Origin of the sequence: Litorimonas sp. RW-G-Af-16, from assembly GCF_048319245.1 — a bacterium.
In the GTDB taxonomy this organism is placed as follows: domain Bacteria; phylum Pseudomonadota; class Alphaproteobacteria; order Caulobacterales; family Maricaulaceae; genus Litorimonas.
Genome location: NZ_CP166993.1, coordinates 1,198,430 through 1,212,723, shown reverse-complemented (window position 1 = coordinate 1,212,723; position 14,294 = coordinate 1,198,430). Strand labels below are relative to the sequence as shown.

General features: G+C 50.4%; 10 protein-coding genes, 1 tRNA gene and 1 pseudogene. 11 read left to right on the top strand and 1 reads right to left on the bottom strand.

Annotated elements, in window-relative coordinates; translation table 11 throughout:
- Positions 1-76: 76 nt before the first annotated feature.
- From AB8615_RS06010 to AB8615_RS06000, 3 genes are read left to right on the top strand one after another with little or no spacing between them, the layout of a single operon-like run.
- Positions 77-454, top strand: a complete 378-nt coding sequence (locus tag AB8615_RS06010) for a BlaI/MecI/CopY family transcriptional regulator (protein WP_409434004.1) — start codon at positions 77-79, stop codon at positions 452-454.
- A 37-nt stretch (positions 455-491) separates the two neighbouring features.
- Positions 492-2,939: a peptidoglycan DD-metalloendopeptidase family protein gene (locus AB8615_RS06005; protein WP_409434003.1), complete on the top strand. Its 2,448-nt coding sequence runs from the start codon at positions 492-494 to the stop codon at positions 2,937-2,939.
- Between the two features lie 26 nt (positions 2,940-2,965).
- Entirely contained in the window at positions 2,966-5,008 is a 2,043-nt protein-coding gene (locus AB8615_RS06000; RefSeq protein WP_409434002.1) for a TonB-dependent receptor plug domain-containing protein, read from the top strand.
- 87 nt (positions 5,009-5,095) lie between these two features.
- Here the strand turns inward: AB8615_RS06000 and AB8615_RS05995 are convergent.
- Positions 5,096-5,171 (bottom strand) — tRNA-Phe (locus AB8615_RS05995).
- 184 nt (positions 5,172-5,355) lie between these two features.
- Here AB8615_RS05995 and AB8615_RS05990 point away from each other — a divergent pair.
- From AB8615_RS05990 to AB8615_RS05955, 8 genes and pseudogenes are all read left to right on the top strand, one after another.
- Positions 5,356-5,607: a FeoA family protein gene (locus AB8615_RS05990; protein WP_409434001.1), complete on the top strand. Its 252-nt coding sequence runs from the start codon at positions 5,356-5,358 to the stop codon at positions 5,605-5,607.
- A complete protein-coding gene (gene feoB, locus AB8615_RS05985; RefSeq protein ID WP_409434000.1) occupies positions 5,604-7,472 on the top strand; it encodes a ferrous iron transporter B in 1,869 nt (622 codons plus the stop codon). Before AB8615_RS05990 ends, feoB begins: the two co-directional genes overlap by 4 nt.
- A 118-nt stretch (positions 7,473-7,590) precedes the next feature.
- Positions 7,591-9,579, top strand: a complete 1,989-nt coding sequence (gene tkt, locus AB8615_RS05980; protein WP_409433999.1) for a transketolase — start codon at positions 7,591-7,593, stop codon at positions 9,577-9,579.
- Positions 9,579-10,007 (top strand): TIGR01244 family sulfur transferase, encoded by a 429-nt coding sequence (locus AB8615_RS05975; protein ID WP_409433998.1) that lies wholly within the window; start codon positions 9,579-9,581, stop codon positions 10,005-10,007. Before tkt ends, AB8615_RS05975 begins: the two co-directional genes overlap by 1 nt.
- On the top strand, positions 9,997-10,449 hold the full coding sequence (locus AB8615_RS05970; RefSeq protein ID WP_409433997.1) for a methyltransferase family protein: 453 nt from the start codon (positions 9,997-9,999) through the stop codon (positions 10,447-10,449). Before AB8615_RS05975 ends, AB8615_RS05970 begins: the two co-directional genes overlap by 11 nt.
- A 57-nt stretch (positions 10,450-10,506) precedes the next feature.
- Positions 10,507-12,267 (top strand): SulP family inorganic anion transporter, encoded by a 1,761-nt coding sequence (locus AB8615_RS05965; RefSeq protein WP_409433996.1) that lies wholly within the window; start codon positions 10,507-10,509, stop codon positions 12,265-12,267.
- A gap of 115 nt (positions 12,268-12,382) precedes the next feature.
- Entirely contained in the window at positions 12,383-13,546 is a 1,164-nt protein-coding gene (locus AB8615_RS05960) for a Ppx/GppA phosphatase family protein (RefSeq protein ID WP_418153007.1), read from the top strand.
- A gap of 31 nt (positions 13,547-13,577) precedes the next feature.
- Positions 13,578-14,292, top strand: a pseudogene (locus AB8615_RS05955) (RlmE family RNA methyltransferase).
- Positions 14,293-14,294: the final 2 nt, after the last annotated feature.

The window sequence follows — 14,294 nt, the reverse complement described above, 5'->3', positions numbered from 1 at the left end:
ATATTCCAGCACTCAATTACGACAACTGTCTCTTTTGTAACTTTACAAAACGACATGTGTCGTTTATCGATTGTTTATGAAAACGAAACCCTCAGTCGCTGAAACAGCAATTTTGAATGTCTTATGGGAGCATGAGCCTTGTAGCGTGAAGTCCATTCACAAACATCTCAGCGATCAAAAGGATGTGGGTTACACGACGACACTAAAGCAAGTTCAGCGCATGTTCGATAAAGGACTTGTCGCGCGAGAGCCGGGTGAGGGGAAGTCATTTAATTATAAGGCGCTTGTGTCAGAGGACGAGACGAAAACACACCTCGTCAATCGCTTTGTCGAAACAACTTTCGGAAATTCAGTGTCCGATCTTGTCATGCACGCATTGGGTAAGTCTGATCCAAGCGAAGCTGAAATTGAAAAAATAAAACAGTTCCTGAAAGATATGGAACCCAAAAGCTAGGCTCCGTGCCAGGAGTTCAGTCGCGAAGGAGGCGCAAATGACACAGGTTTTTGATAGCTTAGGGTGGGCTTTATTGCACAGTCTTTGGCAGGGAGCGCTAGCGATGTTGGCGGTGGTCGCTTTTCGAGCGATTACAAAGAACAGCGCACCGTCACTTCGCTATAATTTTCAAATCCTGTGTTTGTTCAGTTGCTTTGCAGCCTTTCTGGTTACCTTCGGGATATACCAGAGTGGCGGTGAAGCCCTGATTGGAGCTAAGGCGGTTTCCTCAGTTGATGCTGTGCCGCAAAGCGCAGCACTGCTCATTGGAGCCAGTGGCGGCCCACAAATATTGCCTCAAACACTAGCCGTGTCAGTCGCAGCTTATACGCCATTATTAGGGGTTTTGTGGTGCCTCGGCTTTGCTGTTGTCGCAGCTAGATATTTGACTGCTTACGTCATGACGCAAAAGCTGCGTCATACCGGTTTGACTGACGTTCCTACCGTTTGGCAAAACCGTTTTCGAACACTTGTCCTTAATACGGGAGTGACCGACAGGGTGCGCATCTTTATCTCCGACCATGTGTCTGGTCCTCTGACGATTGGGTTTATAAAGCCTGTTGTCCTAGTCCCGACAGGTTTCCTTATGGGGCTGCCGAGTGATCAAATAGAAGCGATTTTGCTGCATGAACTCGCGCATATTCGCCGCTATGATTACTTGGTGAATTTGTTTCAAACTGCGATAAAAACAGCTCTCTTTTTTCACCCAGCCATTCACTACATTTCCAATAAGATTGATATTGACCGTGAGCAGGCGTGCGACGACCTAGCTGTAGCTCAGTCGCGCAATCCTCATGCTCTGATCCGCGGCCTGGCAGCATTAAGTTTGCAAAAGACCAATCAGAGTTTCGCTATGGCGGCTGATGGCGGGGATATGCCTTTGATGGATCGCCTGAAACGGCTTGTGGGGTCTGTCGAGCATCAACGCCGCCCAGAGCATCTTCTCATGCCTTTAATTGCAACTCTATTGATTGGTGGAATTTATCTATCGACAACCTCTGAAGCGAACGCACATCCAGAGCCGAAAGTTTACGGCCACGCGAACGCAGATAAGCAAAATTATAAATTTGAAACAAAGCGCCTAAATGGTCGAAATGTAACAGTCAAAGTGACCGAAGATGGCCGCAGATGGGTGCTAGTGAAAGGCACTTGGACTGACGTTGACGCGTCACCAGAAGTTCTTGATGATCTGCCAGTCGCTATGCCAGAGCCGCCACAACCACCAGCGCCGCCTAAATACAAAAATGGCAAGCTTGATGTGACTGATTTCGACGCAAAAATGAATCAATTTGAAATTGACATGGAATACTTTGAGGCAGATTTAGAGCGTTATCTCGAAGATAATAACGGCCTAAGCGAACGTGACCGGGAGCGCATGAAGAGAGATGTCGAACGCGCTACGGAACGTGCGCAGAGACAGGCGGAGCGCCTTCAAGATCAAATCGACGATATTGTTGAACGGGAAGTTGAGCGCGCCCTCGCGATGGCTGAGCGTGAGCAAGATATGGCTGAGGCTAGGGCCGACCGCGCTAAGGCGCAGAAAGAACGGGCAGACGCTCAGCGGAAGCGCATGGCCGAACAGCGAGAACGCTTAGAATTGCAGCGTGAACGTGTCAAAGAACAAGCTAAGCGCACCGAAAAAAAACGTGAGAAACATAATGCATTGCGCGAAACGCTATATGGGTTTCTAATTGAGGACGGTTATTTAAACTCACGAGCTGAAACCGTCACGCTTATTAATGTCGGGGATCGTTGGGCCGTGAATGGTCAGATTATTCCAAAAGCCATAGAGAGCAAATATTGCGACCTCATCTCGAGTTTTGACATCAAGAAAAATGCCGAAACGACCATCACCTTAAAGCCTGGTTCAACTAGTATTGTATCGCAGTCGAATGACAAGACAGCAAAGCCGTCCAACAAAGTCACGATTGGTCGGCATATACATAAAAACGGGGAAGTGCATGATCCAAGGACGCCTAAACCCCTAGCTCCGCCGCAACCAACTCCCCCACAGCCAGAGGCGAAAGCGCACGTCCACAAAACAAGTTATACTGGAAATTCTTTTGCCCCGAACTTCACATGGCCTACGCGTAGCCAGCATATCAATGCTAAGTACGGCCGCGCGGGAAAATTATGGGAGCAAACGCATAACGGTATTGACCTAAAGGGCGACTTGGGCGCGCCGATATTTGCGAGTGCCGACGGTGTTGTTCATCTTGTGACAACAGAACCTAAATGGGGCAATCGCGTCGTTCTAAATCATTCAACTGGCTATCAGACGCTCTATGGCCATATGAATAATTTCACGGTTTCGCCTGGGCAATATGTGAAAGCTGGCGACGTTATTGGCACTGTGGGATCAACAGGGCAATCAACTGGCCCACATCTGCATTTTGAAATCCGCAAAGACGGGCAAACGCTCGATCCCCAAATCCTTATTAAATAAACCCCTAAACTAAAAAAGAACATCCCATGACCGCTAGATTCAAAATGCTGCTCTGTGCGGCAACAATACCGCTCACCCTTATGATAAGTGCGCAAGCTGTTTTTGCCCAAACCGCAAACAATGTATTTGAGGCAGAATTTTTTTCACAATACGCGCCAAGAAATGCGTTGGACATGGTTGTTCAAATTCCAGGGTTCCAGCTTCAAGGTGCGGAAGATCGCCGTGGTTTGGGGCAGGGAGGGGCTAATATTCTGATCAATGGCGAACGGCTCACGGGGAAGACAGATGTCGGGTCGCAGCTGTCACGTATCGTTGCAGAAAATGTTGTGCGGATTGAGATCAAAGACGGAGCGTCATTGGATATTCCCGGACTATCGGGTCAGGTCGCGGATGTGATAACGACAACAACCGGGCAGACAGGTACATGGAGTTGGGCTCCCCAGTTTCGAAAGCGTCAAAAAATCAATTTAGGTCACGCCCACCTCACGCTCTCAGGCGAGACTGGCAATCTCACATATTCAGCGGAACTAAGGAATGAGGCCAATCGGAATGGGGATTGGGGGCCAGAGATATTGCGAGACGCGGCGGGCGATATTTTTGAAATTCGCGATGAACTGGGGCGTTACAATTTTGACGGCCCTGGCGGTGCGCTAGACCTGACTTGGAAGCCGCGCGATGATCATACTGCGAATTTGAACTTGGAGTATAACAAATATAATTCAACACAATTAGTTCGATCCAGCCGCCGCGCACAAACGCTCCGCGGAGAAGATCTTGAAACCGTTTTCACGGGCGGTGAAAATGAATGGAATGCCAAAGCTGGCGCGGATTATGAATTTCCAGTCGGGCTAGGTAAATTGAAAATGATCGGGTATTATAGGTTTGAGCGATCCCCAACCCGCAGTGTCTTTTCCGTCTTTGCGCTCAATGGTGAGCAAGCCAGCGGATCTATTTTTGACCGCCTTGCCGACGAAACAGAAACCATAGCACGCACAGAATATAGCTGGTCGCCGACAGTAGGCCGCGACTGGACGCTGAGCGCTGAGGGTGCTCTGAATGTTCTCGATATTGAGTCGATGCTGCAAGAGTTTGATGGTGGGAATTTTGTCAATATAGACATCAACGGTGCAACATCCCGCGTAGAGGAGCGCCGCGCGGAGACCACTTTAACACATAGCCGCGCCATGACGGCTAAATGGAATTTGCAAGCGTCAGTGGGTGTAGAGTATTCTAAGCTAGAGCAGACAGGGGGCTTAACACGTGACTTTGTGCGGCCTAAAGGCTTCCTTCTCGCGACTTATAAACCAGATGAAAGCGCTTCGCTTCGGTTTAAAATCGAGCGCGAGGTTGATCAACTTAGCTTTTTTGACTTTATTTCTTTCGTCGATGTTGAGGACAATATTGACCGAGTCGGCAACATCAACTTAGTGCCGTCGCAAAGCTGGAATTTTTCGACTGAGTTTGACAAGGATTTCGGGCAGGGCTTTACAATCAAAATTAGCCCCTATTTCAATCTTATTTCTGACCTCGTTGATCGTATCCCGATTGGGGAAGACGGTGATGCCGTTGGGAATGTTGATAGTGCGGTGCAATATGGTGTGGATTTTAATACTAGTATCAAGGGCAGCCGCTGGGGCTGGGACGGGACACAGTTTGATCTTGATTTGGAATGGCGCGATAGCAAAGTTGACGATCCAGTGACGGGCATATCCCGACAACTAAGTCGCGATAAAAAAACTTTTTGGCACGCGCGCATGCGTCACGATATTCCTAAAACCTCCTGGGCTTATGGCGGCGGTGTGCGTGAATTCGCGGACTATCGCGGCTTTCGTCTTTTCACGACCGATGACCCTACGCTGAAGCGGCCAATCACCTATGCGTTTCTCGAACACAAAGATGTTTTGGGAATGAAAATCAAAGCTGAAGTGATCAACATAATTGATTCGCGAGAGGAGTTTACTCGCCAAGTCTTCACTGATCGCCGTGATCGCGGTGTTCTTGATTTCACAGAATTTCAGTCACGGGCTTTCGGCCCAATTTTGGAAATTGAGTTTAGCGGGACATTTTAAGCAAAGCATATCGGCAATGACCCAATGATTGAGTTAAAAACGGTGCAAAAAAGAGCTTTGTTGGGCTGTAAGTTTTTTATGGGAAAATGGTGGCCGAACCTGGATTTGAACCAGGGACACACGGATTTTCAATCCGTTGCTCTACCAACTGAGCTATTCGGCCATGCTCTTAAGCGTGGCGGCTTATAGGCAAAGAGTTTCGCCCTGTCCACAGGCTTTATCGCTCAATATCGGCAAAAATTTATAACAGCTGCCTAGAGGCTTTCATTCTAATTTGTCGCAGCTTTCTCTAAGTTTAACCGAGCTTTTCTTTTGCATTTGAGAATGGTTCGCATTAAGGGTGGCTGATGTCATCCGAATTGCAATCATTAGGCACGCTTCCCAAGAATCTGACGGCTAAGATTATTGGCTTTCGCGATTCGGACCCTGAGCTTGTCACGCGCCTGCGGGAGATCGGGTTTGCGGAGGATGACAATGTGACGGCGATGCATTTTGGCTTATTTGGCCGCAATCCAATGTCAGTCAGACTTAACGGTGCGATCATTGCTTTGCGTCGTGAGGATGCCACTGCGATCTTGGTAGAGGCGATTGCAGTATGAGCATTGATTTACTAGCCCCTGAAGCCGATAGCGATGTTTTGCGACTGGCTCTGTTGGGAGCGCCAAATTGCGGAAAAACGTCACTGTTTAATGCTTTAACGGGCGGCCGCGCAAAGGTCGCGAATTATCCAGGCGTTACGGTTGAATACCGAAAAGGCGAATTTTCTCTCGCCAATGATCAAACTGTCGAATTACTCGACTTACCAGGTGTCTACGGAAATTGCGGTCACAGCATGGATGAGCGTGTTGCGATTGATGCTGTGAGCGGCAACCTTGAAGGCGAGCGAGCGCCTGACGGCATCATTTTCATGATGGATGCATCCCATATTTCAACTCACTTGCACAATGTCTTACAAGCCAAGAATTACGGCGTGCCGATTATACTTGTTCTCAATATGATGGACATGGCCGCGCGAGATGGCATTGAGATAGATACCCAGGATTTGGAAGCGCAGCTGGGCATCCCTGTGATTTCCTGCGTCGCTGTCAGGGCTTCGGGCCGTGCGCATTTACTGGACTACCTCGCTGAGTGGGGTGGCGATATTCTACACGGTTCGGCTCAGACACCAGACGCCGAACCTGATAGTTTAAAAGACTTACAATCTAAAGCGCGGTCGATCGCGCGAGGGGCCGTTAGTCGCATTGAGCAAGCCGAAACCTTTACACAGCGCATTGATAAAATCGTTCTTCACCCTGTGATTGGCCTCGTTATCTTGTTTGGTATTTTGTTCGTCATGTTCCAAGCGGTCTATAGCTGGGCTGGCCCTGGGATGGATATGATCGAAACAGGCATTGGGTTATTGCAATCCGGTGTATCTCTTATTGTGCCAGACGGTTGGCTGCGATCTTTGATTTCGGACGGGATTATTGGCGGTGTAGGGGCTGTATTGGTCTTCTTGCCCCAAATTCTGATTCTCTTTGCCTTTATCTTACTGCTCGAAGCGTCTGGCTATATGGCGCGCGCTGCATTTCTCGTTGACAGTATTATGGCGAAAGTCGGTTTGAATGGTCGAGCATTTATCCCGCTTCTGTCTAGCTTCGCTTGCGCTATTCCAGGCGTTATGGCGGCACGAACGATCGAAAATGAACGTGATCGTCTAACGACGATCCTGATCGCGCCCCTTATGACGTGTTCGGCAAGGTGGCCAGTCTATTTTTTGATTATTGGTGCCTTTATTCCAAATAAGAAAATTGGGTGGTTTAACCAACAGGGATTAGTGGCATTTGGTCTGGTTGTTGTTGGGATTGTCTTTGCGATGATTATGGCTTTTCTTTTCAAACGTGTGCTGCTTAAAGGCGGGAAGTCATCGCTGCTGATCGAATTGCCAAGCTATAAAGCTCCCGTTTTTAAAGACTATTTGCGCGGGTTATATGATCGCGCCATGATCTTTATCACACGGGCAGGGCGCATTATCTTGCCAGCCTCTATCATTATCTGGTTCCTAGCCAGCTTCCCGATGCGAGCCACGACGATTGCCAGCACATATGCGGGCAAACTTGGCAGCTTTATTGAGCCTATCCTGCGGCCTATCGGGTTTAACCTCGAAATCGCAATCTCACTTATTCCTGCCATGGCAGCGCGGGAAGTCGCAGTGAGTTCACTCGCCATCATATATGGTTTGGGTGAAGCCGCATCAGAGTCCGAGATTAGCGCGATTGTCGGAGCGGATTGGTCAATGGCTACGGCTTTGGCTTTCCTCGCTTGGTTTGTGTTTGCGCCGCAATGTCTGTCGACGCTCGCGATTATCCGCAAAGAAACGAATAGCTGGAAATGGCCAATCTTTGCCTTTGGCTACCTTTTCGTCATGGCGTATGTTGCAGCGGGTATCACCTATCATACCGCCCTTGCTTTTGGCTTAGGGTAAGCGCTGCGGTCGTCCACATTTATGCGGGCCAGGGCGCTAGCCATTGCGCCGTCCTTGTGCCATTCAATTTTGCAAACGGAATCAAGTCACGTAGATGGCAACGTATCAGGTGAAACACATGTCTCTCTCTAAATCAGAACTCGAACATAAACAGATGAGCAATGCGATCTCCGCGCTCTCCATGGATGCCGTGCAGGCGGCGAATTCGGGTCACCCAGGCATGCCAATGGGAATGGCCGATGCTGCGACAGTGCTATTTTCTAAATTCCTAAAATTTGATCCGTCTAGTCCGGATTGGGCTGACCGTGACCGCTTTATCCTATCCGCTGGTCACGGCTCTATGCTGATCTACTCTCTGCTACACCTGACAGGCTACAAAGCCATGACGATGGAGCAGATCAAGAACTTCCGACAGCTAGGCTCTATAACCGCTGGGCATCCTGAATATGGTCATGTGCCAGGTGTTGAAACGACGACAGGTCCGCTAGGGCAAGGTCTTGCGAATGGTGTCGGTTTCGCCTTAGCAGAGCGCCACATGAATGCGCGCTACGGCGATGATCTGGTCAATCATTTCACCTATGTCATTGCGGGTGACGGTTGCTTGATGGAAGGCATCAGCCAAGAAGCGATCTCGCTGGCGGGACATTTGAAGCTCAACAAATTGATCGTTTTATGGGACGATAATTCGATTACGATTGATGGATCGACGGACCTTTCTGACAGCACAAACCAAACGGCCCGTTTTAAGGCCGTTGGCTGGAACGTCATTGCAGTGGACGGTCACGATGCGCGTAAAGTCGCGAACGCCCTTCGCCGTGCGCAGAAATCTGACAAGCCTACGATGATCGCTTGTAAAACCACGATTGGGAAAGGCGCGCCGACCAAAGCGGGAACGAACAAAGCCCATGGTGCACCACTGGGTGACGAAGAAATTGCAGCGACAAAGAAGGCGCTAGGTTGGGAGTATGGTCCGTTTGAGGTGCCAGAAGACGTCTACAAAATGTGGAAACGTCCAGGCCGCAAAGGTCGCCGCGAACATAAAGAATGGAAAGCGCGTCTAGCCAACAGCCCCAAAGCAGACGATTTTAGTCGTGCCATGAAAGGCGAACTGAACGCTGGCTGGCAAGACGCTATGCAAGACTACAAAGATAAGATTGCTAAGGAGCAGCCTAAGCTTGCCACACGGGCTTCATCGAAGAATGCGTTGGTTGTCCTCACAGAGCACATTACCGATATGATGTCTGGCTCTGCGGACCTGGAGGGTTCGAACAAGACCCGCACGCCTGCGACGTCTCGTGAAATCCAGGCGGGTGATTACGGTGGACGTTATGTTAATTACGGTATTCGCGAGCATATTATGGGCGCGGCGATGAACGGCCTTGCCTTGCATGGCGGGGTTATTCCTTATGCGGGTACTTTCCTCGTTTTCGCCGATTATTGCCGCCCTGCCATCCGCCTCTCAGCATTGATGGAGAAGCGAGTGATTTACGTCATGACGCATGATTCCATTGGTGTTGGTGAAGACGGCCCAACGCACCAGCCTGTCGAACATGTGGCCTCACTTCGCGCGATCCCGAATTGCTATGTCTACCGCCCAGCCGATGCGCTGGAGACTGCGGAATGTTGGGAATTGGCCGTGCAACGCAATGATGGTCCCTCTATCATGGCGCTAACCCGTCAAGGGGTGCCAGCGGTGCGTGACGTCGCTTCTCGAAATATGTGTGAGCGCGGCGGCTATGTCTTGCGGGCTGGAGCTGGGGCGGACGACATCGTGCTGATCGCCTCTGGCTCAGAGGTCAATATCGCAGTCAGCGCGCATGAAGAATTGGCGCGCAACGGTATTTCGGCGCGGGTCGTGTCTATGCCATGTCTCGATCTGTTCTTGGAGCAAGACGAAAAATATATTCGGTCCGTGCTTGGCAAGGACTTACCCAAAATTGCTATTGAAGCGGGCATCCGTCAAGGTTGGGGAGAGATCATTGGCCGCGACGGCGAGTTTATCGGCATGAGCAGCTTTGGTGCCTCTGGCCCGGGGGCAGAATTGTTCGAACATTTTGGCATCACATCAGACGCGATCGTTGCTATGGCAAAGGCTAAACTCTCATAATGCGTGAGCTACCGGGAGATGTGTTTGTTACGGGTCAATTACTGCCAGCGCAGTTGCAAGCTCTGGCGGAGCAGGGGGTGATGGGCTTCATCAATAATCGGCCTGACATGGAAGCCCCCCTTCAGCCAACCTCGGATGAATTGGAGCAAGCGGCTCATGCCGTTACAACTGACTATTACCACATTCCCATGGCGGGCGGCATCACGCCCGGAATTATTCAGGCGAGCAAAACGGCCTATGCTACCATGCCCCGTCCGATCGTAGCGTGGTGCGCGAGCGGCATGCGTTCAGCCGTCCTTTGGGGGTTTGCCCATGTCGATAAGCTAGGCGTAGACGGTGTCATGGCCTCGCTGACAGATGCAGGCTTTAACTTAGAGCAAATTCGTGCGCCCCTGACAGATTATATGCAAAGCTTAAATGACGAATAAAATACCGCCGCCGATCCTCACGATTCTCACAATGGCTGCTGTTTGGGGTGTGTCGCGCCTGTCATTGCTGCCGACTAAGTCGCTACCCTATCAGTCTTATATCGGCCTCTCCGTCAGTGTGTTGGGCCTAATAATCTTACTAATCTCAGGAATGGGTTTCAAACGGGCCAAGACTACGGTTAATCCCTTCCGTCCCCAATCAACATCATCCATTGTCGATACTGGCATTTACGCCATTAGCCGCAATCCCATGTATCTCGCTATGGCGGTGGTCATTTTGGGCTACGTCATTGGTCTTGGGCAAATTTTGGGTCTGCTGCCATTGCTAGCATTTATCCTCTATATAACAGCCTTTCAGATCAAACCCGAAGAACGGGCGCTGACGGAAAAGTTCGGGGCGGCTTATACCGACTATAAATCTCGCGTGCGTCGCTGGATTTAGCTTGCTTCGCTGTCGCATAGACTTGCTAAAATTTTCAATCCCTGACAGACAAAATATATGAACGAGACGGCACAGACCTCTGGCTCGGCCATTTTCAAGCAATGGGAATGGATGAAGGGCTATACCGGTTCGATTTTCGCTGACGACTTGCTCGCTGCGGTCGTCGTGACAATCCTGCTCGTCCCGCAATCTTTGGCCTATGCAATGCTGGCGGGCCTGCCGCCGCAAATCGGGATTTACGTCTCGATTTTACCGCTGGTGGCATATGCGCTGTTCGGATCTTCAAAGCACTTAAATGTTGGCCCAACAGCGGTGATCTCGCTAATGACTGCCGCAGTTGTCTACACACTGCCCGATGAGACAAAGTTGCTGAGTGCCGCTGCGTTGGCGCTGATGACGGGCGTGATGTTATTGGGGGCAGGGTTGCTCAAAGCCGGAAGCATCATGAACTTTGTTTCCCGACCAGTTGTGTCTGCTTATATCACAGGGGCTGCGCTGCTGATTATTATTAGCCAGCTAAAACATGTGTTGGGTATTCCTGCGGCGGGAACCACAGCGTTGGAGCTACTCCGCGAACTTAGTTCTGGGCTTAGCAATATGCACTGGCTGGCGGTCACGACGGGTTTTGTTGCCATATTACTATTTTTGATCGTGCGCAGTGTTTTGCCGTTAATGCTGGTCAAGGCGGGTATGAAAAGCCGTTGGGCGAAGCTGATTGCGCGCATGGCGCCGATTGTGATTATCGCAGCTTTTGTGCTGACAAGTGCTTTGCTGAAATTTTCAGAAAAATTTGGGTTGCGAGTTGTCGGAGAGATTCCGTCAGGCCTTCCGCCGCTGACATTTCCAATGTTATCTCAGGGTGATCTACAAATTTTGGTCGTTCCAGCCATTGTTATCGCCATCGTGGCTTTCGTCGACAGTACCTCGACGGCACAGGAATTGGCATCCCGCACACGGGGGCGTATTGATAGCAATAAAGAATTGCTGGGCTTGGGTGCATCCAACGTCGTCGCTGGCCTGACAGGCGGATATCCGATTAACGGCTCTATGTCGCGTTCCGCTGTCAATTTTACAGCAGGGGGTAAGACGCCCGCCGTAGGTTTGTTGGTTGCAGGGATGATGGCTTTGACGGCAGTGTTTTTGACGCCCGTGCTGCAATCCTTGCCGCTATCCGTGCTGGCTGCGTTGATTATTGTCGCATGTTTTAATCTACTAGATTTCCCATCACTTTGGAAAACTTGGGTCTATAGTCGTGCGGACGGGATTACAGCGATTGCAACATTTCTTTCCGTGCTGCTGCTTGGTGTGCAGTGGGGCGTGCTGGTAGGTGTTGTACTAGCCATGGCGCTGCATATTCGCGCAACATTACAACCGCACATGCCGCTGGTGGGGCGTTTCCCGGGGACAGAGCATTACCGTGATGCAAATCGCTTTGTCGTGGAGACGGATGAAAAAGTCAAAACGCTACGGATTGACGAAAGCCTCTATTACGCCAATGCGCGCTACTTAGAGAACAAAGTTGCGGAAATCGTCGCTGACAGCCCAGAGATGACCGACCTTGTGATTATGTGTACAGCGGTTGCGCGTATTGATGCCAGCGCATTGTCGAGCCTGGAGACCATTAACAATCGATTGAAGTCAGCGGGCATTAGATTGCATTTTTCAGATATGCAAAGTCGGGTGCGTGAGCGGCTATTTCGGTCTGACTTTTTGGACAAACTCACGGGACAGATATTCTTATCGCAGCATGAAGCGATGCAAAATTTACAGCCAGAACCAGACTGGTCGACCTTCTCTGATCACATCGACATTCATTAAAATTCTAAAAAATTGCTTTGTCAGCGCCGATGGCTTGATCTAACACGGTTGGGACGATTGCGAAGAGCGGCGCGGAAATTCCTCTGGCGACCCTTCGCGCAAAGCGAGTAAAACTATGCCGGACCAAAATCCGTCCGGCTCCGATCAGGCATCTGCAAATTCGGCAGCGCCTCGGAGACGGTCCAGAAAGCGTGGCTCCAATCGGGGCAAGCGCTCCAATACATTTGCGGCCCTTGATTTAGGGACGAATAACTGCCGACTTTTGATTGCCCGCCAGACGGGAGACACTTTCAAAATCATCGATAGTTATTCCAAAGTCATACGCCTTGGCCAAGGTCTTGCCGCGACGGGGAGGCTGTCCGATGAAGCTATGGAAGCGACAATAGAGGCGGTTCGCGTCTGCTCTCGCAAGATGAAAGCTAAGCAGGTCAAACGCTGGCGCTGCGTTGCGACAGAGGCTTGCCGCAAGGCGAGTAATGGCGAAGAGTTTTTGCAGCGTGTTAAAGACACATCAGGCATCACTTTTGATATTATTTCTGCGAGGGTCGAAGCAAGATTGGCTGTTATGGGCTGTCTAAACCTGATTGACCCGACCAAAGATGTTGCGCTGGTCGTGGATATTGGGGGTGGTTCGACAGAGCTATCATGGGTCGATATTCGGAAACTGCGGGAGGACGAAAGCGCTCACCGTGTTCATCGTCCGCCTATCGCGGCCTGGGCCTCGCTTCCAATAGGTGTTGTGACTTTGTCTGAACAAGTCCCAGAGCGTGAAGATCGAGAAGCTTGGTATGCTGAGATGAAAGATTTTGTCCGACAGACCATCAAAGAGGAGGGATGCGAGACTCGCTTCACTAAAGCCTTTGAAAACGGCAAAGGTCATCTGATTGGCACATCTGGCACGATCACATCGCTTGCAGGTATTCATTTGAAACTGCCTTTCTACCAGCGCAACAAAGTGGACGGTCTATGGCTGCGCTCTATCGATGCCGTAGCCGTCGCGCGAAAAATGGCGGCTCTAAGCCCTGCAGAGCGCGCAAAGGAGCCGTGTATCGGCGAAGATCGCGCCACTTTGCTCGTGGCAGGATGCGCTATTACGGATGTGTTATGTGAAATGTGGCCGTCTAAGATGATCCGAGTTGCAGATCGAGGATTGCGCGAGGGCATGCTGATCGGATTAATGAACGCAGGACAAAAGGTCCAACAATTAGCGCCCACCGAAGCAGATGATATAGTGATTGAAGCAGCAGGAGAGGGGGTTGATCATGGCGAAACCGCCTAAGAAACCGACCTTTTCTAAGGCCACGCGAAAGATGACGGGTAGTAAGCCGGGCGATGCAAAACGCTCTCGCAAAACACCTACGCAAGAACACGACAATGCGACGCGTATGCTCCACCGAAAGGTCAAAACGGCTCGTGGTCGAAAGCTTTCATCAAAGCTGTGGATTGAGCGTCAAATCAATGATCCTTATGTGCGTGAGGCGAAGATTAAGGGCTATCGCTCGCGGGCTGCCTTTAAATTAGAAGAATTGGACGATAAGTTCGGCCTTATCAAAAAGGGTGCATTAATAGTCGATCTGGGGTGTGCGCCAGGTGGTTGGGTGCAGATTGCCTTAAAACGCGGCGCGGGTCGTGTGATTGGGATTGACATTCTTCCTGTAGAGGCTGTTGGCGAGGCGGAAATTATCGAAATGGATTTCATGGATGAGGCGGCGCCTGACGTTCTCAAAGAAATGCTAGGCGGAAAAGCTGACTTCGTGATGTCTGACCTTGCGGCGAATACGACGGGTCATAAAAATACAGATCATCTGAAAACTGTAGCCTTGGTCGAAGCCGCAGCAGAATTTGCCATGCAAACTCTTCGCCCAGGCGGACACTTTATTACGAAAGTTTTTCAAGGCGGGAGTCGAGGGTAAGTTACTGGACGAGTTGAAACGCCGTTTCCAAACTGTGCGTCACGCTAAGCCCGAAAGCTCGCGTAAGGGTAGCCCAGAGATCTATCTTGTTGCGAAGAACTTTCAAGGATAAGG